Raw genomic sequence first — 26,337 nt, 5'->3', positions numbered from 1 at the left:
ATGAGCGACACACGGAGCACCGACGTGCACAGTGAAGAGGCCCCCGAGATCCTGGCGCAGGGCAGTGAGCCCGACCTCGGCGAGGCCGGCTCCCAACTGTCCACCGCCCCCGTCGAGACGGCCATGCCCGGCTCCTTCGGCGGCTCCCGCGCCCCCGGCGCCAAGGGCTGGATCACCTGGACCGCGCGGGAGATCATCGGCTGGACCCGCTGGTTCTGGCGGCAGCTGACCTCCATGCGGGTCGCGCTGATCCTGCTGTTCCTGCTCTCGCTCGCCGCGGTCCCCGGCTCGCTGATCCCACAGACCGGCCAGAACGCGCTGAAGGTCCAGGACTTCAAGGACTCGCACAAGACGCTCGGCCAGATCTACGACAAGCTCGGGCTGTTCCACGTCTACAGCTCGGTGTGGTTCTCCGCGATCTACATCCTGCTGTTCATCTCGCTCATCGGCTGCATCATCCCGCGCACCTGGCAGTTCGTCGGCCAGCTCAGGGGCCGTCCGCCGGCCGCTCCCAAGCGGCTGACCCGGCTGCCCGCGTACGCGACCTGGCGCACCGACGCCGACCCCGAGCAGGTCCGCGAGGCCGCGCTTGCGGTGCTGGGGCGCCGCCGCTTCCGCGCGCATGTCGCCGGGGACGCCGTCGCCGCCGAGAAGGGCTATCTGCGCGAGGCCGGCAACCTGGTCTTCCACATCGCTCTCGTCGTGATGCTGGTCGCCTTCGCCTGGGGCCAGCTGTACAAGACGGAGGGCAACAAGCTGATCGTCGAGGGCGACGGCTTCTCCAACACCCTCACCCAGTACGACGACTTCAAGTCCGGCAACCTCTTCACCGACGACAACCTGGTGCCGTTCAGCTTCACCCTGAACAAGTTCACCGGCACCTACGAGCGCAACGGCCCCAACAAGGGCACCCCGCGCACCTACCAGGCGGACATCACCTACAGCGAGGGCGCCTACGGCAAGGACAAGAAGACCACCATCAAGGTCAACGAGCCGTTGGTGATCGGGGACGCGAAGGTGTACCTCGTCAGCCACGGCTACGCGCCCGTCGTCACCGTCCGCGACGGCAAGGGGAACGTCGTCTTCCATGACGCGGTGCCGCTGCTGCCGATCGACTCCAACGTGACCTCCCAGGGCGCCATCAAGGTCCTCGACGGCTACAAGAACGCCCAGGGCCAGTCCGAGCAGCTCGGCTTCCCGGCGTTCTTCGTGCCGACCTTCGCGGGCGCCGGCCAGGGCACGATGTTCTCCCAGTTCCCGGCGCTCGACTACCCGGTGCTCGCGGTGTCCGCGTACCACGGCGACCTGGGCGTCAACGCGGGCATCCCGCAGAACGTGTACCAGCTGGACACCAAGGCCAGGGGTCTGAAGCCGTACAAGGACGCCAAGGGCGACATCGTCAAGGCCCGTCTGCTGCCCGGCGAGACCATGACGCTGCCGGGCGGGAACGGCTCGATCACCTTCGACAAGCAGATCAAGTCGTGGGCCGGCTTCCAGGTGGTGCAGCAGCCCGGCACCGGCTGGGCGCTCGGCGGCGCGATCGCCGCGATCTTCGGCCTGGCCGCCTCGCTGTTCATCCAGCGCCGCCGCGTGTGGGTGCGCGCGACGACCGGCGCCGACGGCGTCACCGTCGTCGAGATGGCGGGCCTCGGCCGCAGCGAGTCCGCGAAGGTGCCCGAGGAACTGGGTGACCTGGCCGCGCTCGTCCATGAGCAGGCACCCACGAAGACCGGCGAGTCCGATCCGTCCGCCGAGTCCGACCCGTCCGGCGAGCCCGCCGACGACACGACCCCCGACGCCGACCCCGAACAGGAGCCGGACGCCGCAACCCCCGTACCTGCCGCTGAAGGGGCTCAGAAAAAGTGACCCTCGCCACCGCCACCAACGAACACCTCGCGAACATCAGCAACACGCTGATCTACTCCGCGATGGCCGTCTACACCCTGGCCTTCTTCGCGTACATCGCCGAATGGCTCTTCGGCAGCCGCAGCAAGGTCGCCCGCACGGCCGACGCGATCACCACCGAGGCCGGGCGGAAGGCCGCCGGGCCCGCGGTCACGGTCAACAAGACCGGAGGCACCGCGGTTCTGGAGCGGCCCAAGGTCGTCACCCGGGCCGCGGCCGGCGCCCGTGACGTGCCCGACGGCCCCGGCGCCCACGGCGGTGACGAGCAGGGCGACCTCTACGGCCGTATCGCCATCTCCCTCACCGCGCTGGCCTTCCTCGTGGAGCTCGGCGGCGTGATCGCCCGCGCGGCCTCCGTGGAGCGGGCGCCGTGGGGCAACATGTACGAGTTCAACATCACGTTCTCCACGGTCGCCGTCGGCGTCTACCTCACGCTGCTCGCGCTGAAGAAGAACGTGCGCTGGCTCGGCCTCTTCCTGACCACCACGGTCCTGCTCGACCTGGGCCTCGCCGTCACCGTCCTGTACACGGCGAGCGACCAGCTCGTCCCGGCCCTGCACTCGTACTGGCTGTACATCCACGTCTCCACCGCGATCATCTGCGGCGCGGTCTTCTACGTCGGCGCGGTCGGCACGATCCTGTACCTCTTCAAGGACTCCTACGAGAACAAGATCACGACCGGCGGCAGGCCCGGCACCTTCGCCACCTCCGTCCTGGAGCGGCTGCCCTCCGCGGCGTCCCTCGACAAGTTCGCCTACCGCGTGAACGCGGCCGTCTTCCCGCTGTGGACGTTCACGATCATCGCGGGCGCCATCTGGGCGGAGTCCGCCTGGGGCCGCTACTGGGGCTGGGACCCCAAGGAGACCTGGGCGTTCATCACCTGGGTCGCCTACGCCTGCTACCTGCACGCCCGTTCCACGGCCGGCTGGAAGGGCCGCAAGGCGGCGTACATCGCGCTCATCGCCTTCGGCTGCTGGCTGTTCAACTACTACGGCGTGAACATCTTCGTGAGCGGCAAGCACTCGTACGCCGGCGTGTGAGTCCGCCGTCCTCCCTGTGCGCCGAAGGCCGGTTCCGATGACTCGGGTCATGGGAACCGGCCTTCGCCGTACGGCAGGCTCGGATGCGGAACGTTCCACCCGGAGTGACGCTGGTGTCATGACCGATCCCATCGAAGAGGGCGCCGCCGAGCACCGGGGGGACGCGTACGTACGGCACTACCTGCTGCGCCTGCCCCGCCCCGTGGAGGAGGTCTGGCCGGTGCTGGCCTCCGCCGCGGGCCTCGCGGAGTGGCTGGCCCCCGCCGAGCCGTTCGAACCGCGGCTCGGCGGCGCGGTGGGCCTGCGGCTCCCGGACGGCCCGGCCGAGGGCCGGATCACGGCCTGGGACGTGGAACGGGTCGCCGAGTACACGGTGCAGGGCCGGGGGCGCATCCGCTTCCACCTGGAGCCGGGCCGCCCGACGGGGACGACGTTGCGGTTCACGCACGAGAGCGGGGAGGACAGGGACCCGGGCTGGCGGGAGCGGTTCGAACGCTTGCTGGGGTTCTTGGCCCGGGTCCTTGACGACGGCGCCTAGGCGGGCGGCAGGCACTCCTTGGCGGGCGGACGGCCCTCGGGCCAGGCGATCCGTACGAACCGCGCACCCCCGTCCGGGGTGAGTTCCACGATCGGTACGGCCTTGTCGTACGGGTTCCCGTGCACGTCGAGGCAGATCCAACCGCTCGCCCCGTCCACCCGGTGCGAGCCCTTCATGAACGCCCACTCGTTCACCACGTCCGTCAGCGCGGGCACCGCGTCGCCGGTCGGCGTGGCCTCCCGCATCCCCTGCACCGCGAGCCGCATGGCGTCGTACGCGATGATCAGCTGTCCGTCGGCGAGATCCACCGGCCCGATCGGCCCCACCGGCTGCTTCGCGCCACGCGCGATCAGGCCGTCGAGCTCCTGTGCGTCCGCGGCGCTGCCGCCCGTCCGCGCCGTCTCCTTCTTCCACGCGTCGGGATGCGCGAGCGCGGTGTAGCGCACGGACAGGTTCCGCGCGAGGGCCTTCCAGTCGAGGCGCTTGTCCCCGTTGAGGTACGAGCCCTCGTCGCCCGTGAGCACGGTGAGCCGGTGGTCCATGCAGCCGCGCGCGCCCAGCGCGTTGACGAACTGCCGCAGCTGGGTGTGGCGCCCGGCGAACAGGATCGTGTCCGTGGTCTTCGGGGTGTCGCACACCAGTTGGGTGATCTGCCGGAACTGGTTCGCGGTCGTGCCCTCCTGCGTACGGTCCTCGGGCGGCGTGAACGGCTGCGCCTGGTACGGCGAACCGGCCACCAGCTTCTCGAACGCGCTCTGCAGGGTGCGCGTGTAGGGGTCGCCCGGCTTGTCGTACACCAGCAGCGCCCTGCCCCCGGAGACCCGGGCGAAGGAGGCGAGCGCACGGGCCGAGTCGCTGTTGGTGGGGGCGACACGGGCGAGCCCCGGGTAGGGATCCTTGCCGTCGGCCCCGTTGGCGAGGCTGTCGGCGGTGATGGAGGAGCCGACGACCGGGATGCCGCGGTGGGTCAGCTCCTTGACGGCGGCACGGTTGTTGTCGGTGCTCAGCCCTATCCCGGTCACCGCCCGCAGCCGGTCGGCACCCTCGGCCATCCGCGTCAGCCGGTCGACCACGCGCGGCCAGTAGGACCCGTCCCGGCCGGTGTTGGCGAGCACCAGCCGGATCTGGGGGGTCTCCCCGGTCGTGTCGTGGTTGGCCCGGTACTGGGCGAGGTAGGCGCCCTGGAGTTCGTGCAGCGTGTCGTCGACGCTGTCCGGATCCCGCGCGGTGAACGGCTCGAAGAGCGCGACGCTGACGTAACTGCCGGGCTTCAGACGGTCGTTCTCCCGGTACACCGCATTCACCACGTCGGCGAACCGCGGCTGCCCGAAGTCGTACGCCGTGCTCGACACGCCCACGCAGTCGTCGCCGCCGTCGAGGCGGGCCACGCCCGGGGCGCAGGAGGGCTGCCGGCCGACGTAGGCGACGACGGCCCACGCGGTACCGGCCACCAGCACGGCGGCGAGGAGCAGCGCCGCATACCGGCGGAAGCGGATCTCCCAGACGTCCTCGCGCAGCCAGGTCCACCAGCGTGCCGCCATCATCGCCCCCCGTTCTCGTGCGGTCCGCGGGGACCACCTCGGCCACCGCGGCCGCGTGGACCGCACCGGCCCGCCGCCATGCAGGTCATCCCCGGTCCCCCCTCTCGTCGTCACCGTCGCCGGGGATGCGCAGGGGCCGTCCGGCCAGCGCGTCCGTCGGCCAGTCCCGCGAGGCCCGCCACAGCAGGGCGGTGCCCGAGGGGCGCAGGTTCGACAGCTGCTCCAGTTCGAAGCGCAGCCGCTCGGCCACCTTCACATCGGGCAGCACCAGCGGGTCGGTCAGCTGCCACACCGCGTGCAGCAGCCGCCGCACCCGCAGGTGCAGGACGGGATCCACGCCCTGCGGCGGCCGCTGTTCGGCGTCCGTGCGGCCGAGTGCGACCGCGGCCCGGTGGTCGTGGTCATGGCCGCCGTCGAAGTCCCGGCCCTCGGGGTCGTGGGCGTGGAAGTAGGGCGCGGACGCGATGAAGACCAGCGTGGACAGCCAGGTGCCGGCATCCGTGCCGGTGAAGGTGTCGCGCAGATGGGCCACGGCGAAGTCCGCCTTGCCCAGCGCGAGTTCGTGATGCAGCCGGTAGCGGGCGGCATCGGCCCCGCCCTGCTCGCCGTAGTGGTCGACGAGCGCGCGGTGCGCCGCCTGCCACTGGGCGTGGCCCGCGTCGAGGTGGTGCAGCCGCAGCAGGAGCAGCGCGCGCAGGAAAGGGTCCCCGACGAACTGTCCCGGCGCGCTCAGCCAGCCCTCCGCGGCGAGCCGTTCCTCCAGTCCGAGCACCCCGGCCGCGCCGAAGTCGTCCGGGAGGCGGTCCCGGGCGAGCGCCAGCGCGGACGGGCGGTCGTGGGCGGCCGCGAGCACCGTCAGCTCGTCCAGCCGGCCGCCCGGCACCAGCCGGTCCAGCAGCTCCTGGTAGGCGGGGCGGCCGTCGTGCTCGTCGTGGACGGTGACGTCCCCGGTGAGCAGGGCGCCGAGGGAGGCGGCCCCGCGCGGCAGGTTCTGCCGGGCCGACTCGGCGAGCAGGGTGATGCCGAGCGGGCTGCCGCCGGTGAGCCGGTGCGTGGCGTGCGGAAGCTGGGGCGGCACGTCGACGCCCCGGCAGACGGCGCCCACGATGTGCAGAGTGTCGTCGGGTTTGAGCGGCGGCAGCGACACGAGCAGCGCCCGGGAGGACGGAGAGGCTCCGGGCTCCCAGCCGGTGGTGCGGGCGACCTCGGCCAGGGTGCGGCGGGCCGCGTTGCGCAGCGCCGGGTGGCTGTGGCCGCGCAGCGCCGAGAAGAAGACGACCTGGTCGCGGATGCCGTCCGCGCGGTCACGCAGGACGCACTCCAGCAGACCGCGTCCGGCGGGCTCCTGCACGTTGTCGATGAGGATCACCGGGCGGCCGACGCGGCGGGAGCGCTGCACCACGCCGGCGTAGGCGTCGTCCAGGTCGGCCAGCAGGGCCCGCACGAGATGGCGCTCGGCGTGGGTGCGGGAGTCGCCGCCGGCCCGGAAGTGCCCGGACAGCAGGATGAGCCCCAGCTTGGGGTTGCCGCCCGCGTTCGGGTAGTCGCGGTACCAGCCGGCCGCCCTGCGCAGCCGGCGGTGGGTGGGGGAGACGCCCTCGCTGAAGGACTCCAGGGTCGCCTCGATGATCGGCTCGACGACGGGCCCGGTGTTCGACATGGACGCGATCAGCTTGGCGACCACCTTGCTCACCCAGCGGCCCGCGAAGCCGTCCAGGAAGGACCGGGAGTCGTTCAGCAGCAGGATCCGCTCGGCCTCCTGCCGGATGCGCGGGACGTCCCGGTCGCCCCAGCCGCCCGCCGCGACCGCGAGCAGCCCGGAGGCGAGCCTTGGGAACCCGATCCGCCGGGCGCCCGTCACGGGCTCGGCGAGCTGCTCGGCGACGGTGGTCAGCGCCTGCGCGACCGGTGACCAGACCTCGCCGGGCCGCTCCGGTGGCGGCCCGGCGAACTGCGGCTCCTCACCGTCGATCAGTGCGACGGGCGTGTGCCCCTGGTAGGCGGCGCGCACCTCGGCGAGCAGGGCGCTCTTGCCGAGGCCGCGACCGCCCGCGAACACCACGAACGGCACGTCGCCGTCGTGCTCGTACGGGCAGGAGCGGAGCTGGTGGGGTCGCAGACCGACGAGCCGCGAGGCGAGGCCGGGCGGCTCGGTGTCGAACAGAGGCTCCCGGCCGTGCAGCCGTCTGTCGTCCACCGCATCTCCCCCCGGCGCGGTCCGCTTCGATGTGCTGCTGTGAGCTGTACCCAGAAGTGAGGTATACCCAGACCGCCGTTGAAAAATGGGCAGTTGATTCGGACCGGTGCACAGCCTGGCCGTCGGGTTGCGGAAGTCTTCCGTCTTGGCCGATTCTCAGCCCATTGTGATCGAGTCCAGCTTCTGCCGCAGATACACGTGCGAGTCCACCGGCTCGTACGCCACCCGCCCCACCGGCGCCGGCACCGACTCCACGATCGTGCCCGGGGTGCACTCGCCGAAGTAGACCAGGGACATCAGCTCCTCGGCGGGGGCCTCCGCCGGGGGCGGCAGGACGCGGTGGCGGCCCGAGCGCCAGCGGTCGCCGGTCCAGCGGGCCATCAGGTCACCGATGTTGATGGTGAAAGCGTCGGGGTCGTACGGGGCGTCCTCCCAGCCGCCGTCGTCCGTCCACACCTGCAGACCGCCCTTGCCCGCCTGGCGGTCCAGGATCGTGACGGTGCCGAAGTCGGTGTGCGGGCCGATGCGGAACTGGCCCGGCTCCGGCTCACCGACGACCTCCGTGCCCGGATACCAGTTGATGTTGAAGCCGTACGTCGGGTGGCCCATGTGGCGGGTGAAGAAGTCCGGCTCCAGGCCCAGGGCCTCGCCCAGCAGCGACAGCAGGCGGCTCTCCAGCCGCCTCATCCGCGCCAGGTACTCCTCGCACAGCCCGCGCAGTTCGGGCACCTCGGCCGGCCACACGTTGGGCGCGTACCACTCCGCATTGACCTCCGGGTCCTCGAACGGCTCCTGCGTCGCGAAGGTCAGCGACTCCTTCAGGTCGGGCGGGGTCTCGGTGCCCTCCGCGTAGCCGTTGGCCTCGGCTCCGGGACCGAGCCAGCCGCGTCCGCCGACCTTGGCCGCGTACTTCTCCTTGACCTCGACGGGCAGGGTGAAGAAGCCCCGCGCGGACGCACGGATCCCCTCGCGCAGAGAGGCCTCCACGCCGTGCCCGGTGACCAGCAGGAACCCGGCGCTCTGCAGGGCCTCGTCGACGGTACGGGCGATCCGGGCGCGGGCGTCCGGGGCGCCGTCCAGCCAGGGGCGCAGGTCGATGGTGGGGATACGGGGTTCGTTCACTGCGGTGCTCCCTGCCTGAGTCGATACCGACGTCCTCAGTCGTACCCCGGCGGAAGCGCGGCGGCCCGTCCGGCCCGAGGCGGAAGCGCGGCGGCCCGGCCCTGCTGCCTACTGGCCGCCCAGCAGCCCGAGGACCCTGTTCACCGCCTCCAGGACCGGCGCGCCGACCGCGCCGACCGTCGCGGCGATCCCGGCGACCGCCATCTACGCCACGGGCCTGCGGGGCAAGTCGATACTTGTGTTCAAATGCCGTGCGGACGAGGGGAGTTGGCCACAGACGAGACGTAGGGAGTGCGCCGCCCGCAGCAGCAGCAGTAGGCGGCGGACGACGTGCCGGACACCGCGGGACCCGTCGACGACGCCGACGGGCCCACCGGCAGCACACCCCGCTGCAACTCGGCGCCCGGCTTGGACCCCAACGCCCGGATCCGGGCGGTCGCACCGGACTGCACGTACCTCGGCTCGGCCGCGGCCCGGGTGGAGCTCCGGACGGTGGCGGCCTTCTCGAAGGTGACGAGCGGCCTCGGCTCCAGACGAGCAGCTCCGGCTCCATCAGTCGGCCGTGGGCCCCTCGCCCCGCTCCCGGCGCCGCAGCTCCTCCTCGCGGCGGCGCAGGTCGGCCTCCCACTCCTTCAGCAGGGCCTCGTCCTTCTTGTTCTCTTCCTTGAGGGACCTCAGGAACTCGGGATTGTCGTCGGGTGCGACGAAGGCGGTGCGGTGGTTGCGGTGCCACTCGGAGGGCGTGGAACCGTGCGCCGGGGCGGGGCCGCGGTGCTTGCCGGCCACCAGCCAGGCGATCGGGCCGACCAGCACCTCGCCGAAGAGCAGGATGATGATGACCCAGACCACCTTGGGCAGCCCGCGCACCTGCTCCTCGGGGGTGTTCAGGCAGTCGATGAAGGCGTATATCCACAGCGCCAGGACCAGCAGGAAAGGCAGATACCTGAACATGGTGGTGCGATCCCCCAGGAGACGGCGAGGGGCGTGCGACGGGCCCCGGTGACGGGGTCAGGGTAGCGGGTGGCGGCTGTGCTGTTCCGTGGGCCGCTGCGCGGCACAGCCGCTCCGCTGGGGGCGGGCCCCCGGCCGATCCCCCGGGGCGCCCGGAGTCCCGAACCGGCTCTCGGCGATACTGGGACGCATGGCTTACGACGATCTTCGGTCCCTGCTCCGGGCGCTGGAGCGCGAGGGCGACCTCAAGCGCATCAAAGCCGAGGTCGACCCCTATCTGGAGGTCGGGGAGATCGTCGACCGGGTGCAGAAGTCCGGCGGTCCCGCGCTCCTCTTCGAGAACGTGCGCGGGTCGAGCATGCCCCTCGCGATGAACGTCTTCGGCACCGACCGGCGGCTGCTGAAGTCCCTCGGCCTGAAGTCGTACGACGAGATCTCCGAGAAGATCGGCGGCCTGCTGAGGCCCGAACTGCCGCACGGGTTCGTCGGGGTGCGGGAGGCCTTCGGGAAGCTCGGCGCGATGGCGCACGTGCCGCCCAGAAAGGTGAAGGCCGCGGACGCGCCCGTCCAGGAGGTCGTGCTGCGCGGCGACGACGTCGACCTCGACACCCTGCCGGCCCTCTTCACCTGGCCCAAGGACGGCGGCTCGTTCTTCAACCTCGGGCTCACCCACACCAAGGACCCCGAGACCGGGATCCGCAACCTCGGGCTGTACCGCCTCCAGCGCCACGACAGGCGCACCATCGGCATGCACTGGCAGATCCACAAGGACAGCCGCAACCACTACCAGGTCGCGGCCCGGCGCGGGGAGAGGCTGCCGGTCGCCATCGCCTTCGGCTGCCCACCCGCCGTGACGTACGCCGCCACCGCGCCGCTGCCCGGCGACATCGACGAGTACCTGTTCGCCGGCTTCATCGCGGGCAAGCGGATCGAGATGGTCGACTGCCAGACGGTGCCGCTCCAGGTACCGGCGAACGCCGAAGTGGTCCTGGAGGGCTGGCTCGAGCCCGGCGAGATGCTGCCGGAGGGGCCGTTCGGCGACCACACCGGCTTCTACACCCCCCAGGAGCCCTTCCCGGCGCTGACGATCGACTGCGTCACCATGCGCCGCCGCCCGCTGCTCCAGTCCATCGTCGTTGGCCGCCCGCCGACGGAGGACGGACCGCTCGGCCGCGCGACGGAGCGGTTCTTCCTCCCACTGCTGAAGATCATCGTGCCGGACATCGTGGACTACCACCTGCCCGAGGCGGGGGGCTTCCACAACTGCGCGATCGTCTCGATCGACAAGAAGTACCCCAAGCACGCCCAGAAGGTGATGCACGCCATCTGGGGCGCACACATGATGTCCCTCACCAAGCTGATCGTGGTCGTCGACTCCGACTGCGACGTCCACGATCTGCACGAGGTCGCCTGGCGCGCCCTCGGCAACACGGACTACGCCCGGGACCTCACGGTCGTCGAAGGCCCGGTCGACCATCTCGACCACGCCTCCTACCAGCAGTTCTGGGGCGGCAAGGCGGGCATCGACGCCACGAAGAAGTGGCCCGAGGAGGGCTACACGAGGGACGGCGGCTGGCCCGACATGGTCCTGTCCGACCCCGATACGGCGGCGAAGGTCACCCGCCGCTGGAAGGAGTACGGCCTGTGAGCAGCGCCTCCGCTGCGATTCCGCAGCCCGGACGCACCAGGGCGTTCCTGCGCCTTGTGATGATCGAGCACTCCGTCTTCGCCCTGCCCTTCGCGTACATCGCCTCGCTGACCGCGATGTACCAGTGGGACCGGAACATCCACTGGGGACGGCTGCTCCTCGTCACGGTCGCCATGGTGGGGCTGCGCACCTTCGCCATGGCCGCGAACCGGATCATCGACCGCGAGATCGACGCCCGCAACCCGCGCACCGCCCACCGCGAGCTGGTCACCGGCGCGATGACGGTGCGGCACGCGTGGACCGGCGCCCTGATCGCACTCGTCTTCTTCCTGGGCGCCGCGGCCCTGCTCAACCCGCTGTGCCTGGCGCTCGCCCCCATCGCCGTGATCCCGATGGTGGTGTATCCGTACGGCAAGCGGTTCACCAACTTCCCGCAGGCCATCCTCGGTCTCGCCCAGGCGATGGGCCCCGTCGGCGGCTGGCTCGCGATCAGCGGCAGGTGGGACTGGGACGCGGTGATCCTCGGCCTCGCGGTCGGCGTCTGGATCGGCGGCTTCGACCTGATCTACGCCTGCCAGGACATGGAGACGGACCGCGAGACCGGCGTCCTGTCGGTACCGGCCCGCTTCGGCATCCCGGCGGCCGTCTGGGGCGCCCGCGCCTGTCACGCCGTCACCACGGCACTGTTCGTCTGGTACGCGGTCGTCACCGGCGCCGGCTTCTTCTTCTGGCTGGGCCTGGTGATCGTGGCGGGCGCCTTCCTCTACGAGCACACGATCGTCCGTCCGCACGACCTGACCCGCCTGAACCGGGCCTTCTTCAGCGTCAACGGGTTCATCGGCATCGCCCTGTTCGTGTGCGCGCTGCTGGATCTGCTGACCCGCGGACTCACCCCGTAGGCCGGTCGGCGCGCGGCACCCAGCACGTGGAGTTCACCTCGACAGATGCGGTGCCCGTCGCTGCCCCAGGCCTCGAAGTTCGGCAGCAGCCGGTGGGCGTTGCCCGGTCCCGCGCAGGCCAGGGCGATGGCCACGATATCGCCCGTCCCGACGGCGCCTGCGCCGGCTGGACCGTGCTCGCCGGCCGCAACGGCTCCGGCAAGACGTCCTGCGGATCGCCTCACGGGTGAGGCACTGACGGAACGGAGCACGCACGGCCGCACGCTCCCGTAGCGTGCGGCCTACCATCGAGGGCAGGACCCCAGGAGGCCGTCATGACCGTCTCAAACGCGGATCGCCTGCACTCGCAGCTCAGCAGGCTGGAGGACATGTTCCCCGGCTACCTGACGGAGATTGTCGAGGGCAGCATCGTGATGAACCCGGTCAGGCCGTTCCACGGGAAGACGATCCAGCGGGTGTGGGCGATCGTCGAGGAGCAGTTGCCGTCGGGATGGGCCCTGGTGAGCGACGTGGCCTTCCCGTTCGACGACACCAACGAGTTCTGCCCGGACATCGCGGTGATCCCGGCCGAGGAAGAGGCCGAGAACCGCAGTGCGTACCCGGCCGACCTCATCGAGTTCGTCGCTGAAGTGGTGTCCCCGGAAAGCATCCGGCGGGATTACGAGCTCAAACCCGGCTGGTACGCCTCCCGCGGCATCGCCAACTACTTGATCTTCGACCCGCTCAAGGGCCAGGTCGTCACGATGTGGAACCCGGGACCCGACGGCTACCTGGGACGCGACACCATTCCGTACGGCACCGACCTGACCGTCGACTCCCCGCTGGGCAAGCTGACGGTCACAACCGGCCGCCTCCCCGTGGACCCGAAAGCGCGCAGCCGGTCCTGAACCCCTCCGCCCGCCGGCAGGCGTCGACTTCGTCGTCTCCCGCACGGCTCACGCTGTTCGGCGAGACTCAGATCGCCTTCCCGGGACGCCCACTGGCGGGAGAACCCGCGCGAGTGCCTGGGACGGGGCGTCGACGGTCAGCTGAAAGCTGCGCGGCTCAAAAGCTGTGCGTCCACTGTGTTATTCATGTGGGCAGGGTGTGTACAGGGCTGGTAATGGGCGGCACTTCGCTGATTGAAATGCCGTCCGGTCGGGTTAAAGAATCGTCCTGATTCTGTCGAGAATTTTCTTGGAACGGGCCTTTTCGGTGGGGCGGCGCGCCCGGTGCCCCAAGACTGCTGTGCATGGCTACGACAGTCCTCACCCCGCCCACCGGTGCCGTTCGCCGCGCGCCGTGGCGTTCGCCGGCGGATCAGCCGGCATACGCGCGCCCGGCGCTGCTGGTCGTCATCGTGCTCGCCGCCGTGCTCTACGCATGGGGGATCGACCACAGCCAGTACCACACGTTCTATGCCAACGCCGTCCGCAGTATGACGGAGAGTTGGAAGGCTTTCTTCTACGGATCTTTCGACCCCGGGAATTCCATCACGCTCGACAAATTGCCGGGATTCCTGTGGCCGCAGGCGCTTTCCGCCCGCGTCTTCGGATTCCATCCGTGGGCGCTGATCCTTCCTCAGGTCCTCGAGGGGCTGGCGAGCCTACTGGTCCTGCACCGGCTGGTGCGCGACTGGGCGGGCGTGAACGCGGCGCTGATCGCCTGCACGGCGTTCCTGCTGACCCCGGTGGCCGTGGGGCTCTTCCGCACCGCCGTCGAGGACCCCGCCTTCACGTTGTGTCTGCTGCTGGCGGCCGAGGCCACCCAGCGTGCCGCCCGCGACGGCCGGCCGGGCCCACTGGTGCTCGCCGGTGTGTGGGTGGGGCTCGGCTTCCAGGCCAAGATGCTGGAGGCGTGGGCGGTGCTGCCCGCGCTCACCCTGGTCTACCTGCTCTCGGCACCGATCACGCTGCGGAGGCGGCTGGCGCACCTCGGCGTGTCCGCGGTGGTGATGACCGCCGTGTCGGCGTCCTGGATGCTCGCCGTCACCCTCACCCCCGCCGGGGACCGACCCTACGTGGACGGCACCACCAACAACTCCGCGTTCAGCATGGTGGTCGGCTACAACTTCCTGAACCGCTTCTCCTCCCTCGGTATCAGCGCGGCCTCCACGGGCAGCGTGAGCGCCACACAGGGCGGCGGAGGCGGCCGGGGCGGCCCATGGCAGGGGGCGGCCCCGGGGCAGGCGGCGGGCCCGGGGCTGGGGGCAGGCCGGACGGGCGGCACCGGAGTCGGCGGGGGCGCCCAGTACCGCCGTACCGGGACGCGGGACGCCCTGGGAGCCGGGACGAACGCCCTGCGCCGGACCGGCGGCCGGGGCGGTGACCAGAACGGCTGGTCGAAGATGTTCGGTACGTCGCTCGCCTCCCAGACCGGCTGGCTCTACCCGATCGCCGCCGTCGCCGTCGTCTGCGGTCTCCTGTGGCGCCGGGGCAGGCCGCGCACCGACCGGACCCGTTCCGGATTCCTCCTCTGGGGCACGTGGCTGACCACGTACTTCCTGGTCTTCAGCGCGGGTAGCGTCGCCGGCCATACGTACTACATGGGCGTGATCGCCGTGCCGCTCGCCGCCCTCACCGGTGGCGGTGTCGCGCTGCTGTGGCGTGCCCACCGCGCCGGCGGCCGTCGCGCATGGGCGCTGCCGGGCGCGGTGGCGGCGACGGCGGCGTGGAGCGCGTACCTCGCCGGCCAGTTCCCGTCGTTCCTGCCGTGGCTGGCGCCCGCGGTGGGCGTGCTCGGTCTCGGAGCCGTCGTCCTGCTGGTGTGGGCCCGTCCGGGTCGTACGCCGTCCGGCGGCCGGCTCGCCCTCGCCGGGCTGGCGGCCTCCCTCACGGCGGTGCTGCTCGCGCCGAGCGCGTGGGCGGTGCAGGTGTTCAACCCGTCCTACAGCAGTTCCGGCATGGGCGCGGTCGGTCCCTCCGCCCCGGACCGCGGCCACGGCTCGGTGGTCTCGGCGGCCGGCCGGACGGGCCGAACGGCCTGGGGCGGCGGCGCGACGCGCGGCACCCGGGCGGCCCGCGGCGGCACGGGCGCATTCGGTGGCGTGGGCGGCTTCGGCGGCTTCGGCGTGCAGGGCGGACTCACCGCGGCCGAGCGGAAGGTGCTCGACTACACCACCGCGCACCGGGGCTCGGCCGCCTACGTGTTCGCCACCACCAGCTGGAGCGGCGCGTCCCCGTACATCCTCGCCACCGGCGCCCACGTCCTGCCGCTCGGCGGCTTCAGCGGCAGGGTGCCGTTCCCGACCGAGGCGCAGTTCCGGGAGCTGGTCGACACCGGCAAGGTGCGGTACGTGCTCCTGGGCGGTGGCCGCGGCACGGGCGCACCGTTCGGCGGCGGTGGGACGACGGCCACGGCGCGGATCACCGACTGGGTCCGCTCCGCCTGCACCCCCGTCCCGGCCTCGGCGTACGGCGGCACGGACTCCGCCGTCCCGGGCACGGCCGGCGGAGCGGCCGCGGCCCGGACGCTGTACCGGTGCACGCCGGGCCACTGACCGGCCCACCGACCGGCCGCTCGGGACGGCCCCTCCGCTCGCGGGCGGAGGGGCCGTTCTCATGAGGGGGTCCCGGTACCGGGCGAGGAGCCGGCGGGGGCTCCGGTAACCGGCCCCTTGGCCCGTTCCTGCCCCGCGGCGCCGGATAGGCTCGGTGTCGTGAACCCAGTCAAGCCAGGAGAGACGCCGCGTAAGCCTTGGATCGTAGGGGTGTCCGGCGCCTCCGGCACCCCGTATGCCGCCGCCGTGCTGCGCGGACTCCTCGCCGCGGGTGAGAGCGTCGACCTCGTCGTCTCCCGTGCCTCGCGACTCACCCTGCTCGACGAGACCGGGATCGCCTTCCGGGACGCCCACTGGCGGGAGGACCTGCGCGAGTGGCTGGGACGGGGCGCCGACGGAAAGCCCGGGACGTTCGTGGTCGACGTCGACGGAGACCGTGTGCGGCACTGGAGCGCCGGGGACCTGGCCGCAGGGCCGTCCTCCGGGTCGTACCCGGCGAAGGGCATGCTGATCGTGCCCGCGTCCACGGCGTGTGTGGCGGGGGTCGCGCTCGGGCTGTCGAAGGACCTGCTGCAGCGGGCCGCGAGCGTCACGCTCAAGGAGGGGCGGCGCCTGGTCGTCGCCGTACGGGAGACGCCGCTGGCCGGGCAGACCCTCAAGCAGCTGGTGGCGCTGGACGAGGCGGGCGCGGTGGTGCTGCCCGCGTCGCCGGCGTTCTACGCGGGCGCCACGCACATCCAGGACCTGGTGGACTTCGTCGCGGGGCGGGTGCTGGACGCCGCGGGGGTGCCCCACCGGCTGTACCGCCGCTGGGAGGGCGAACTCGGCGGTTCCCGGCCCGTCCGGTGACCGTTGGCGCCGGCGCACCAGGCATCAGCAGCACAGCACCACTCATCACTTCAGGAACTCTGCAGATCTCTCATCGGATCTCTTCACCGGAAGGCTTCGATCGCATGGACGCGGTGGACAGGCAGCTCATTCAGGCCCTCAGGGAGAACGGCCGGGCCTCCTACGCGGAGTTGGGGCGCCTCGTCGGCCTGTCGGGACCGAGCGTCACCGACCGCATCAACCGTCTGGAGGCGGCGGGCGTCATCACGGGTTACCGCGCCACGGTGAACGCCGCCTCGCTCGGCCTCGGAGTGACCGCCCTCATCGGCATCTCGCTCTCCGACGCCGCCGACCACGAGGACGTGGCGCGCCGGCTGAAGGACCTGCCCGAGATCGAGGACTGCTGGTTCATCGCCGGCGACGACTCCTTCATGCTCAAGGTGCGGGCGACGGACGTCGACGGCCTGGAGAAGATCATCCGTCGGCTGTCGGGCACCAAGGGCGTCTCCCGGACCCGTACCACGATCGTGCTGTCGACGAAGTGGGAGAACAGGGTCGGGGAGCTGCCGGAGGAGGCGTAGGGCTACGGTTGACGGAGTCAGTCTCAGAAAGAGGTATCCGCATGGACGTCGGGCTCAAGCGCGAGCTGGAGGACAAGGTCCGCTCCGGTGAGCGGCTGACCCGCGAGGACGGCATCGCGCTGTACGAGTCGGACGACCTGGCCTGGCTGGGCGGCCTCGCACACGAGGTGCGGACGCGCAAGAACGGCGACGTCGTGCACTTCAACGTCAACCGCCACCTCAACATGACGAACGTGTGCACCGCGTCCTGCGCGTACTGCTCCTTCCAGCGCAAGCCGGGCGAGAAGGACGCGTACACGATGCGTATCGAGGAGGCCGTGGGGCTCGCCAAGGCGATGGAGTCGGAGAACCTCACCGAGCTGCACATCGTCAACGGCCTGCACCCGAACCTGCCCTGGCGCTACTACCCGCGGTCGCTGCGCGAGCTGAAGAAGGCGCTGCCGAACGTGTCGCTGAAGGCGTTCACGGCGACGGAGATCCACCACTTCGAGACGATCTCCGGTCTTTCGGCCTCCGAGATCCTGGACGAGCTGATCGACGCCGGTCTGGAGTCGCTGACCGGTGGCGGCGCGGAGATCTTCGACTGGGAGGTCCGGCAGCACATCGTCGACCACCGGACCCATTGGGAGGACTGGTCGCGCATCCACCGCCTGGCGCACGAGAAGGGGCTGAAGACCCCGTGCACCATGCTGTACGGCCACATCGAGGAGCCCCGCCACCGCGTGGACCACGTGCTGCGCCTGCGTGAGCTCCAGGACGAGACCGGCGGCTTCCAGGTCTTCATCCCGCTGCGCTACCAGCACGACTTTGTGGACATGAAGGACGGCAAGGTCCGCAACCGTCTCCAGGCCCGCACGCAGATGGCGACGGGTGCGGAGGCCCTGAAGACGTTCGCCGTCTCACGCCTGCTCTTCGACAACGTCCCGCACGTCAAGGTCTTCTGGGTGATGCACGGCGTCCAGACCGCGCAACTGGCCCTCCAGCACGGTGCGGACGACATGGACGGCTCGGTCGTCGAGTACAAGATCACGCACGACGCGGACAACTTCGGCACGCCGAACAAGCTGACCCGTGAGGACCTGCTGGAGCTGATCCGCGACGCCGGGTTCCGGCCGGTGGAGCGGAACACGCGGTACGAGATCATCCGGGAGTACGAGGGCCCGGACCCGGCGCGCCGGGAACAGCCGCAGCCGATGAGGGTGTGACCCGGCCGGTGGCTCTCGATTTCACGCTCGACCCCGCCATGACCCCTGCCCTGCGCGACGGGATCCTCGACCTCTGGGTCGATGTGACCAACGCCGGGGGAGCCGTGGGGTTCGTGGCGCCGGTCACCCCGGACGCGATACGCCCCGAGCTGCTGAAGCACCTGGTGGCCATGAGCGAGGGGCGCAGCCGGCTGCTCGTCGGGCGGGACGAGGACGGGCGGGTGGCCGCGACCGCGTTCCTCACCTCCAACACGCACCGCCTGATGACCCACTGGATCTGGCTCTACACGGTCATGGTCCACCCGCGGCACCAGGGCAAGGGCTACGGCCGTGACCTGCTGGCCGCCGCAGCGGACGCGGCCCGCGGCCTGGAGGGCATAGAGGCGATACGGCTCACCTGCCGCGGCGGCCTCGGCCTGGAGCGGTTCTACGGCTCCTGCGGCTACAAGGAGGTCGGCCGGGTCCCCGAGGCGATCCGGGTGGCCCCCGGGGACGACCGCGACGACATCACCATGCTGCTGCCGCTGGGGTGAGCAGGGTCGCGCGCACCCCGCTGCAAGATCGGGCCCCCGGCGTGCTTCACTGGACGGTGCGCTTTGGGAACGTTCGGAACGGATCGGAACGGAAGAGTGGATTGAGATGCTCCGATACACGCTGATGCGCCTCGGTATCCTCGTGGGCTGCCTCGTGGTCGTCTGGGGCCTCGTCTACTCGGGGATCGCCCCGCGCGGCCTCGGCGACTCCAACGGCCTGTGGATCATCCTGCTGGCCCTGGTGATCTCGGCGCCGATCAGCTTCGTGGCGCTGCGCAAGGAGCGGGACCGGGCGTCGGTGCAGATCGTGCGGCGGGTGGACCGGATGAAGGCGAACCTCGAGGCGAACCGCAGCCAGGAGGACGTGGCGGACGACACGGCGCGGACGCAGGGGCAGACTTCCTGAAAGCCTGTGTCGCAGCGGGCTGACCGTAGTCTTGCCCGCATGGGTTCCGTGAAGACCAAGCGGATGCCGCGGGCCGTGCGCGAGCAGCAGATGCTCGACGCCGCCGTGAAGACCTTCGGGCAGCGCGGCTACATGGCCGCCTCCATGGACGAGATCGCCGAACTCGCCGGTGTGTCCAAGCCGTTGGTGTACCTGTACCTGAACTCCAAGGAATCCCTCTTCAGCGCCTGCATCCGCCGCGAGGCCGCCGCCCTCGTCGAGGCGGTCCGCTCCGGCGTCCGGCCCGGGACCGGCGCCGACCGCCAGCTCTGGGAAGGGCTCCAGGCCTTCTTCACGCACACGGCGCGGAACCCGGACGGCTGGGCCATCCTGCACCTCCAGGCCCGTACGCACGGTGAACCCTTCGCCGCCGAGGTGGCCGCGATGCGCGAGGAGATCGTCGCGTTCGTCACCCGGCTCATCGCCGTAGCGGCCCGTGACGGGGACGCCCTCTGCTCGAACGGAGTTGAGGGCTTCGGGGAGCAGCACGACCCCGACCTGCCCGAACACGAGGTCGCCGGGCTCGCCGAGGCCCTGGTCGGGGCCGCCGAGTCGCTCGCCGCCTGGGCCAACGTCACCCCCGGTGTCTCCGCCCGGCAGGCCGCGTCGACCCTGATGAACTTCGCCTGGGCGGGGCTCGGCAACCTGATGGAAGGGCGGCCCTGGACACCACCGATCACGGTTTCGTAAAGGATCGACTCGGTTTTCGTGAGCTTTCCGCGGGGGCTGCGTAAGAAAGCCGTGCCTGATCGGTTACCGCTTGTCCGGATTGCCTACAGCGATTGCCTGGGCGACTCATGGCCAGACAGGTCATGAACGGGTCAAGTCTTTCGGGGACAAGGGACTTGAGCGAAACCTGAGGACGGATTCTCCCTGGTCAGCGGAGTCTCGTTCACCTGGATGACAACTGACTCCCCTTTTCTCACTCCCCACTCGGGGGTGCGTCCGCATCCCTGACCGGTTGTTGGAGGGGTGTTGAAGAGACACAGCCTGTGGCGGGTGGGGTCGCCACGCAGAGTGAACCGCCTCAGACGGACCGCCCTCGCGGTGGCCGCGGTGCTGGCGGCGGAGACGGCGCTGGTGTCACTGGGCACGGGGGCGGCTTTCGCGACCGATTCCGGACCGAGGGAGGCGGTCACGGCGTCGAAGCCCAAGCCGGCCGCCTCGTCGGCGGACTCGGTGGCGTCGGCCCTGCTGATGGCCCGGACGCAGAAGCGGAAGATCGAGGTGCTGTCGGCCCGCACGACGGACACCACGACGTACGCCCTGCCCAGCGGGGAGCTGCAGACGGAGGCGTACGCCGGACCGGTCCGGGTGAAGCAGGACGGGCAGTGGAGGGACATCGACACCTCGCTGTCCGACACCGGCGCCGATCTCACGCCGGACGCCGCGGCGGCGGACATCGCGGTGTCCGACGGCGGGGACAAGCAGCTGGCGTCGGTGACCAAGGGCAAGCAGTCCTTCGGGCTGGGCTGGCAGGACAAGCTGCCCGCGCCGAAGGTGAGGAACAGCACCGCCTCCTACGACCTGGGCAGCGGCCAGACCCTTTCGGTCACCGCGCTGGCGCAGGGCTTCTCGGAGAACCTGACGCTCAATCAGCGGCCGGACGGCACCGCTCAGTACCGCATCCCGCTGGACCTGGACGGACTGAAGGTCTCCCAGGCCCCCTCCGGCCACCTGCTGCTCAAGGACACGAGCGGCAAGCTGGTCGCCGAGGCGCCGGCGCCGATGATGTGGGACTCCACCAAGGACCCGGCGTCCGGCGAGTCCGCCCACCAGAAGCGGGTCGCGACCAGGATCGAGACCGCGTCCGACGGCTCGCAGACGCTGGTGCTCACCCCGGACAAGCACTTCCTGGCCACCGCGACCTACCCGGTGACGGTCGACCCGACCACCACGCTCGCGGTCACCACCGACACGTGGCTGCAGAACCCGGACTACACCGACTCGCAGATCTCCTCGCAGGAGCTGAAGTCGGGCACGTACGACTCCGGCACGGATGTGGCGCACTCGTACCTGAAGTTCGACGTGTCGGCGTTCAAGGGCAAGCACATCACCGCGGCCACGATGTCGCTGTACAACTACTACTCGGCGACCTGCTCCACCTCCGGCGCCGCCACCCAGGCCCGCCGGATCACCTCCACCTGGTCGTCGACGTCGATCACCTGGGGCTCGCAGCCGTCGACCACCACGACCGGCGCGGCGAACAACACCGGCCACTGGGGCTACTCCTCGTCCTGCCCGGCGAACTGGTCGAACTGGAATCTGCAGAGCATCGTGCAGGCGTGGGCCGACGGCTCCGCCAACTACGGCCTGCAGATCCGCAGCGCGGACGAGACCGACTCCACCACCTGGCGGCGCTTCCGCTCGGCGAACTACACCACCGCCGGGTACGCGCCGAAGCTGGTGGTGACCTACAACTCCTACCCGTCCGTGCCCAGTTCGCTGGCGATCTCGCCCTCGCAGGTCAACGCCTACAACGGCAACCGGTACGTCACCTCGCTCACGCCGAGCCTGTCGGCGAAGGTGACCGACCCGGACGGCTCCAGCACCAAGGCCCAGTTCGAGCTCACCGCGGATCCGGCGTACGCGGACACCACCTACTCGTACACCGGCACGTCCTCGTCGGTGGCCTCCGGCTCGACGGCCAAGCTGACGATCCCGTCCGCCTCGGCCCTCCCGGCGGGCGCGCACCTGCGCTACCGGGTCCGCGCCTACGACGGCACCGACTACGGCTCCTGGTCGGGCTACACGACGTTCGTGATGAACACGGCCGCGCCCGCCGCCCCGACCGTCTCCTGCGCCACGTACGTCGAGAACGGCTGGACGGCCAAGGCGGACTCCGCCGTCTCCTGCACGCTCGACACCTCCTCGTCGGACGGCGCCGGCTACTACTGGGGGCTGGACGACAGCACCCTGCCGAACCAGAAGCTGGACACCACCGACGGCAACGGCGGTGACGCGCTCACCGTCTCCATCGACCCCGCCGGCGGCTGGCACACGCTCTACGCCCGCACGATCGACTCCGGCGGCAACCTCTCCACCTCCACCACCAAGTACTCGTTCGGCGTGGGTGCGGACGGCGCGGCGATCCTCGCCCCGCAGGACGGCGACACCACCGCCCGCCGGCTGACCCTGTCGGCGAAGGGCATGACCTTCTACACCGGGATCACCTGGCAGTACCGGCGCGGCGAGACCGACAGCTGGCACACCGTGCCCGTGGGTGACGTCACCGCTTCCGGCAACGCCGTGTCCTCCTGGCCGGTCCCCGTCACCGACGGCACCGCGACCAAGCTGGTGTGGAACACCGTCAACTCGCTGGCAGAGGACGGTGTGATCCAGCTGCGGGCCGAGTTCACCGACGGCATCAGCACCGGACACTCGCAGACCGTCGACGTCACCCTCGACCGCGACGCCGGCACCGCCCCGAGCGCCGAGGTCGGCCCCGGCACGGTGAACGAACTCACCGGCGACTACACCCTGTCGGCAACCGACGCCTCGGCGTTCATGGCCGACGTGGAGCGCACGTACTCCTCGCGCGCCAACGCCAACGACAGCGAGGGCCAGGCGCAGATCTTCGGCCGCGGCTGGACCTCCGCCGTCGACGCCGCCGACAGCGACTTCACGCAGATCCGCAAGACCTCCGCCACCTCGGCGGAACTGCTCAGGGCGGACGGCAGCTCGGTCGCCTTCACCGCGACCAGCTCGGGTGGCTGGCAGCCGGAGACCGGCGAAGAGGGCCTGACCCTGGTGGGCACGCTGTCCGGCACGCAGTTCACGCTCACCGACACCGACGCCAACACCACCGTGTTCGCGAAGGCGGCGGCCGCCACGCCGACCTGGACGCTGTCCTCCTCGGCCACCCCGGTGAGCGACTCGACCGTCACCACCGTCTCGGAGACCGTCACCTCCGGCAGCCAGACCCTGGCCCGCCCGAAGTACGTGATCTCCCCGACGACCGGGATCAGTGCGACCACCTGCCAGTCCGCCCCGTCCACCAAGGGCTGCCGGGTCCTGGAGTTCGTCTACGCCGACACCACCACGGCCACCGGCTCGTCGTTCGGCGACTACGCGGGCCAGGTCAAGGCGATCAAGCTGTGGGCCACCGACCCGGGTGCCTCGGCCGCCACCGCCGAGACCGTCACCGACTACGCGTACGACTCCTCCGGCAGGCTCCGCCAGGTCTGGGACCCGCGCATCAGCCCCGCGCTGAAGACGCAGTACACCTACGACTCCGACGGCCACGTCGCCACCCTCGCCAAGCCCGGTGAGCTGCCGTGGACCTTCACCTACGGCAAAGCGGGCTCGGCCCTGACCGCGGGCTCCGGCATGCTGCTCAGCGCCTCCCGCCCGGCCCTGGCCGAGGGCAGCGCGAGCACCACGTCGGGTACGGCGACCACCACGGTCGTCTACGACGTGCCGCTGTCGGGCAGCTCCGCGCCGAACCAGATGGACGCGAACACGGTCGCCACCTGGGCCCAGGAGGAGGCACCGACCGACGCCACCGCCGTCTTCCCGGCGGACAGCGTCCCGTCCTCCAGCACCGGCAGCGACCTCGCGTCGTCCGCCTACGGCCGCGCCACCATCACCTACATCAACGCCGACGGCGAGGAGACCAACTCCGCCACTCCCGGCGGCTCCATCACCGCCACCGACCACGACCGGTTCGGCCACGAGGTCAGCAGCCTCACGGCCGCCAACCGAGCGCTGGCGCTCGGCGGGGACGCCGACGAGCTGGCCGAACTCGGCCTGACCGACCTGTCCACCGCGGACCGCGCACGGCAGCTCGCCACCGTCTCGGAGTACTCCACCGACGGCAAGCGGCTCCTCGACCAGTACGGCCCGCTCCACCGGATCACCCTGAGCAGCGACCTCAAGGGCACCAGCGGCACGTTGGCCGCCGGCAGCGTGGTTCCGGCCCGGACCCACACGTCGTACACCTACGACGAGAACCGGCCCGGCGACGCCGCGGTCTCCGATCTGGTCACCACCACCGTGACCGGTGCCACGGTCGCCGGCTACGCAACGGACGGCGACACCCTCACCGTCACCAACACCTACGACTGGTCGACCGGCCGGCAGAAGTCCCAGCAGGGCGGCACCACCACCGACACGGTGACGTCGTACGACAGCTCCGGCCGGGTCGCCACGACCCGCACCGCAGGCTCGTCCGGCTCCGACGCGGACACCCTGACGTACACCTACTACACCGCTGACGGCTCGGGTACCTGCGGCGCCCGTCCCGAATGGGCCGGACTGCTCTGCAAGACCGCGCCCGCGGCCGCCATCACCAACGGTGGCAGCAACCCGACCGACGCGGTCACCACCACCTACACCTACGGCCGCTGGGGCCAGACGGCCACCAAGGCCGAGACCGCGAACGGGGTGACCCGCACCACCACCGTCACCACGGACAGCGCGGGCCGCACCGTGAAGAGCGCCATCACCGGCGGCATCGGAACGGCGATCCCCGCCACCACTCTCACCTACGACCAGAACAACGGGCAGATCGCCACCCAGTCCTCGGGCAGCCAGACCGTCGCCTACACCTACGACCAGCTCGGCCGGCTCCTGACCTACGACGACGGCGCGGGCAACACCACCACCAGGGCCTACGACGTCCTCGACCGGACCGTGAAGACCACCGACTCGGCGCCCTCCACCGTTACGTACGGCTACGACACGGCGGGCAACCTGAAGAACCTGACCGACTCGGTCGCCGGCACCTTCACCGGGACGTACGACGCCGACGGCATCCTCAAGTCCGAGAGCATGCCCGGTGGTTACAGCCTGGCCATCACCACTGACACGGCCGGCAACCAGACGGACCGGGAGTACACCGCCTCCGACGGCACCGGCGTCGCCGCCGACACGGCCGAGTACTCGGCCATCGGGCAGCAGCTCGGTCACACCCAGACCGACGGCCCGAGCATCGACTCCGCCTACGCCTACGACAGTGCCGGACGCCTCACCCAGGCCACCGACACCAGCGGCACCGGATGCACCAGCCGTGCCTACGGCTTCGACGGCAACAGCAACCGCAGCTCGCTGAAGACGACGTCGGACGACTGCGACAGCAGCACCGCCGACGCCACCACGGCCACCACGTCGTACTCCTACGACTCGGCCGACCGCCTGGTGAACAGCGGCTACGCGTACGACGCCTTCGGCCGCACCACCACCAGCGGCAGCACGGCCCTGTCGTACTACAGCAACGACCTGGTCAACTCGGAGACCGTCGGCTCCAACCGCAACACCTGGAGCCTCGACGCCGCCTACCGGCCCGGCGTTCAGACCACCCAGACCCAGGGCACGGACGGCACCTGGACCAACAGCACGACGGTCACCAACCACTACGGCTGCGGCTGCGACAGCCCCACGTGGAGCGCGACCGGCAGCGGCATCAGCCGCAACGTCCGGGACCTCATGGGCGACCTGGGCGCCACCACGTCGGCGAGCGGGGACGTGGTCCTGCAGTTCTCCGACATCCACGGTGACGTCACGGTCCAGCAGCCGCTGGACACCACCAGGTCCAGCACGGTCCAGCACTACGACGAGTACGGCAACGCGCTGGACACCGCCGTCGGCGGTACCTACGGCTGGCTCGGCGGTTACCAGCGCTCGTCCAACACGCTCAGCAGCGTGGTCATGATGGGCGTCCGCCTCTACTCCCCGGCCACCGGTCGCTTCCTCACCACGGACCCGGTCTACGGCGGCAACTCCGACGCCTACACCTACCCGGGTGATCCGGTGAACGACCTGGACCTGACCGGGCAGCTGAAGTTCTCGGCCCACTGGTGGGGCGTGCGCATCCGGCTCAACAAGAGCGAGACGAAGCACGCCGAGAACTGGGCCTGGTGGGCACAGAAGGCGGCCACCATCGCGGCGTTCCTCGGAGCGGGCACCAACGCCGTCGCCGACTGGCTCCTGATCGACCTCGCCGTGATCGAACGCAGGGCGAAGTGGGCAGTCAAGGTCCACCACTGCCTCGAACTGCACTGGCCCTGGGCGTACCCGGGATTCATTCCCTACACCTACTGGGGCAAGAAGAACGGCTGCAAGTAAGTCGGACGAACACTGAGCGGGTGGCGGTCGGGTGCACTCCCGGCCGCCATCCGCCCGTACACGAGAGGAAGTCATGCTGGTCATCGAAATACTGCAGGTCGTGGTCACCATCGCCGTCCTGGTCATGGTGGCCGAGAGGCAGGTGGCGAGACCCCTCCTGCTCTGCACCGCCGTGGGCTTCGGAACAAGCCAGATCGTCACCGCGCTGGACGGGTCACTGGCCGACAGTTTCTTCCGGCTCTTCGTCGCCGTGTTCGCCACGCTCGCGGTCGAACGCTGGAAGACGCAACGCGAGGCGCCGGCCTGGGCCGCCGGTGGTCTCGCGCTGGTCTGCGGCCTCGTCCTGGGCTGGGTGGCCTGA

At 70.7% G+C, this 26,337-nt stretch carries 19 protein-coding genes; 15 read left to right on the top strand and 4 right to left on the bottom strand.

Annotated features, from left to right (window positions below; all coding sequences use genetic code 11):
- The 3 genes from ACFYZE_RS15945 to ACFYZE_RS15935 all read left to right on the top strand — a co-directional run bounded on the left by ACFYZE_RS15945 (position 1) and on the right by ACFYZE_RS15935 (position 3,483).
- Complete coding sequence (locus tag ACFYZE_RS15945; protein WP_388993296.1) at positions 1-1,866, top strand: cytochrome c biogenesis protein ResB; 1,866 nt, start codon at positions 1-3, stop codon at positions 1,864-1,866.
- A complete protein-coding gene (ccsB, locus tag ACFYZE_RS15940; protein ID WP_388993293.1) occupies positions 1,863-2,945 on the top strand; it encodes a c-type cytochrome biogenesis protein CcsB in 1,083 nt (360 codons plus the stop codon). Before ACFYZE_RS15945 ends, ccsB begins: the two co-directional genes overlap by 4 nt.
- A gap of 118 nt (positions 2,946-3,063) precedes the next feature.
- Positions 3,064-3,483 carry an SRPBCC domain-containing protein gene (locus ACFYZE_RS15935; RefSeq protein WP_388993290.1) on the top strand — a complete coding sequence of 140 codons (420 nt, stop codon included), beginning with the start codon at positions 3,064-3,066 and terminating at the stop codon, positions 3,481-3,483.
- Here the strand turns inward: ACFYZE_RS15935 and ACFYZE_RS15930 are convergent.
- From ACFYZE_RS15930 to ACFYZE_RS15915, 4 genes are all read right to left on the bottom strand, one after another.
- Entirely contained in the window at positions 3,480-5,024 is a 1,545-nt protein-coding gene (locus tag ACFYZE_RS15930; RefSeq protein ID WP_388993483.1) for an ABC transporter substrate-binding protein, read from the bottom strand. The genes ACFYZE_RS15935 and ACFYZE_RS15930 overlap by 4 nt on opposite strands.
- 85 nt (positions 5,025-5,109) lie before the next feature.
- Entirely contained in the window at positions 5,110-7,221 is a 2,112-nt protein-coding gene (locus ACFYZE_RS15925; protein ID WP_388993287.1) for a hypothetical protein, read from the bottom strand.
- Positions 7,222-7,377: 156 nt separating this feature from the next.
- The gene (locus ACFYZE_RS15920; RefSeq protein WP_388993284.1) at positions 7,378-8,343 is read right to left on the bottom strand and encodes an isopenicillin N synthase family dioxygenase; all 966 of its coding nucleotides are present in this window, start codon (positions 8,341-8,343) and stop codon (positions 7,378-7,380) included.
- 552 nt (positions 8,344-8,895) lie between these two features.
- On the bottom strand, positions 8,896-9,294 hold the full coding sequence (locus ACFYZE_RS15915) for a PLD nuclease N-terminal domain-containing protein (protein ID WP_388993281.1): 399 nt from the start codon (positions 9,292-9,294) through the stop codon (positions 8,896-8,898).
- Positions 9,295-9,484: 190 nt separating this feature from the next.
- Between ACFYZE_RS15915 and ACFYZE_RS15910 the strand changes: the two genes are divergently transcribed.
- The 12 genes from ACFYZE_RS15910 to ACFYZE_RS15855 all read left to right on the top strand — a co-directional run bounded on the left by ACFYZE_RS15910 (position 9,485) and on the right by ACFYZE_RS15855 (position 26,337).
- Entirely contained in the window at positions 9,485-10,942 is a 1,458-nt protein-coding gene (locus ACFYZE_RS15910) for a menaquinone biosynthesis decarboxylase (protein WP_388993278.1), read from the top strand.
- Positions 10,939-11,841: a menaquinone biosynthesis prenyltransferase MqnP gene (gene mqnP / locus ACFYZE_RS15905; protein ID WP_388993275.1), complete on the top strand. Its 903-nt coding sequence runs from the start codon at positions 10,939-10,941 to the stop codon at positions 11,839-11,841. Before ACFYZE_RS15910 ends, mqnP begins: the two co-directional genes overlap by 4 nt.
- Before the next feature lie 314 nt (positions 11,842-12,155).
- The gene (locus ACFYZE_RS15900) at positions 12,156-12,728 is read left to right on the top strand and encodes a Uma2 family endonuclease (RefSeq protein ID WP_388993273.1); all 573 of its coding nucleotides are present in this window, start codon (positions 12,156-12,158) and stop codon (positions 12,726-12,728) included.
- Positions 12,729-13,072: 344 nt separating this feature from the next.
- Entirely contained in the window at positions 13,073-15,319 is a 2,247-nt protein-coding gene (locus ACFYZE_RS15895) for an ArnT family glycosyltransferase (protein WP_388993270.1), read from the top strand.
- Between the two features lie 159 nt (positions 15,320-15,478).
- Positions 15,479-16,168: a UbiX family flavin prenyltransferase gene (locus ACFYZE_RS15890; protein WP_388993267.1), complete on the top strand. Its 690-nt coding sequence runs from the start codon at positions 15,479-15,481 to the stop codon at positions 16,166-16,168.
- A 104-nt stretch (positions 16,169-16,272) separates the two neighbouring features.
- A complete protein-coding gene (locus ACFYZE_RS15885) occupies positions 16,273-16,728 on the top strand; it encodes an Lrp/AsnC family transcriptional regulator (protein ID WP_351844867.1) in 456 nt (151 codons plus the stop codon).
- Between the two features lie 41 nt (positions 16,729-16,769).
- Entirely contained in the window at positions 16,770-17,933 is a 1,164-nt protein-coding gene (gene mqnE, locus ACFYZE_RS15880; protein WP_388993264.1) for an aminofutalosine synthase MqnE, read from the top strand.
- A gap of 8 nt (positions 17,934-17,941) precedes the next feature.
- Entirely contained in the window at positions 17,942-18,466 is a 525-nt protein-coding gene (locus ACFYZE_RS15875; RefSeq protein WP_388993261.1) for a GNAT family N-acetyltransferase, read from the top strand.
- Between the two features lie 106 nt (positions 18,467-18,572).
- Complete coding sequence (locus ACFYZE_RS15870) at positions 18,573-18,872, top strand: DUF4229 domain-containing protein (RefSeq protein ID WP_388993258.1); 300 nt, start codon at positions 18,573-18,575, stop codon at positions 18,870-18,872.
- Positions 18,873-18,911: 39 nt separating this feature from the next.
- On the top strand, positions 18,912-19,601 hold the full coding sequence (locus tag ACFYZE_RS15865) for a TetR/AcrR family transcriptional regulator (protein WP_388993255.1): 690 nt from the start codon (positions 18,912-18,914) through the stop codon (positions 19,599-19,601).
- A 327-nt stretch (positions 19,602-19,928) separates the two neighbouring features.
- Complete coding sequence (locus ACFYZE_RS15860; protein ID WP_388993252.1) at positions 19,929-25,976, top strand: DNRLRE domain-containing protein; 6,048 nt, start codon at positions 19,929-19,931, stop codon at positions 25,974-25,976.
- Positions 25,977-26,049: 73 nt separating this feature from the next.
- Positions 26,050-26,337 (top strand): hypothetical protein, encoded by a 288-nt coding sequence (locus ACFYZE_RS15855; RefSeq protein ID WP_388993249.1) that lies wholly within the window; start codon positions 26,050-26,052, stop codon positions 26,335-26,337.

This window comes from Streptomyces sp. NPDC001796 (assembly GCF_042892355.1).
Classification (GTDB): domain Bacteria; phylum Actinomycetota; class Actinomycetes; order Streptomycetales; family Streptomycetaceae; genus Streptomyces.
This window is presented reverse-complemented; position numbering and strand designations above follow the sequence as displayed.

Bases quoted from the DNA above. Each gene is read 5' to 3' on its own strand.
- ACFYZE_RS15945 (WP_388993296.1), top strand. From the start codon at position 1: ATGAGCGACACACGGAGCACCGACGTGCACAGTGAAGAGGCCCCCGAG.
- ACFYZE_RS15935 (WP_388993290.1), top strand. From the start codon at position 3,064: ATGACCGATCCCATCGAAGAGGGCGCCGCCGAGCACCGGGGGGACGCG.
- ACFYZE_RS15930 (WP_388993483.1), bottom strand. From the start codon at position 5,024: ATGGCGGCACGCTGGTGGACCTGGCTGCGCGAGGACGTCTGGGAGATC.
- ACFYZE_RS15915 (WP_388993281.1), bottom strand. From the start codon at position 9,294: ATGTTCAGGTATCTGCCTTTCCTGCTGGTCCTGGCGCTGTGGATATAC.
- ACFYZE_RS15910 (WP_388993278.1), top strand. From the start codon at position 9,485: ATGGCTTACGACGATCTTCGGTCCCTGCTCCGGGCGCTGGAGCGCGAG.
- ACFYZE_RS15900 (WP_388993273.1), top strand. From the start codon at position 12,156: ATGACCGTCTCAAACGCGGATCGCCTGCACTCGCAGCTCAGCAGGCTG.
- ACFYZE_RS15895 (WP_388993270.1), top strand. From the start codon at position 13,073: ATGGCTACGACAGTCCTCACCCCGCCCACCGGTGCCGTTCGCCGCGCG.
- ACFYZE_RS15885 (WP_351844867.1), top strand. From the start codon at position 16,273: ATGGACGCGGTGGACAGGCAGCTCATTCAGGCCCTCAGGGAGAACGGC.
- mqnE (WP_388993264.1), top strand. From the start codon at position 16,770: ATGGACGTCGGGCTCAAGCGCGAGCTGGAGGACAAGGTCCGCTCCGGT.
- ACFYZE_RS15870 (WP_388993258.1), top strand. From the start codon at position 18,573: ATGCTCCGATACACGCTGATGCGCCTCGGTATCCTCGTGGGCTGCCTC.
- ACFYZE_RS15865 (WP_388993255.1), top strand. From the start codon at position 18,912: ATGGGTTCCGTGAAGACCAAGCGGATGCCGCGGGCCGTGCGCGAGCAG.
- ACFYZE_RS15855 (WP_388993249.1), top strand. From the start codon at position 26,050: ATGCTGGTCATCGAAATACTGCAGGTCGTGGTCACCATCGCCGTCCTG.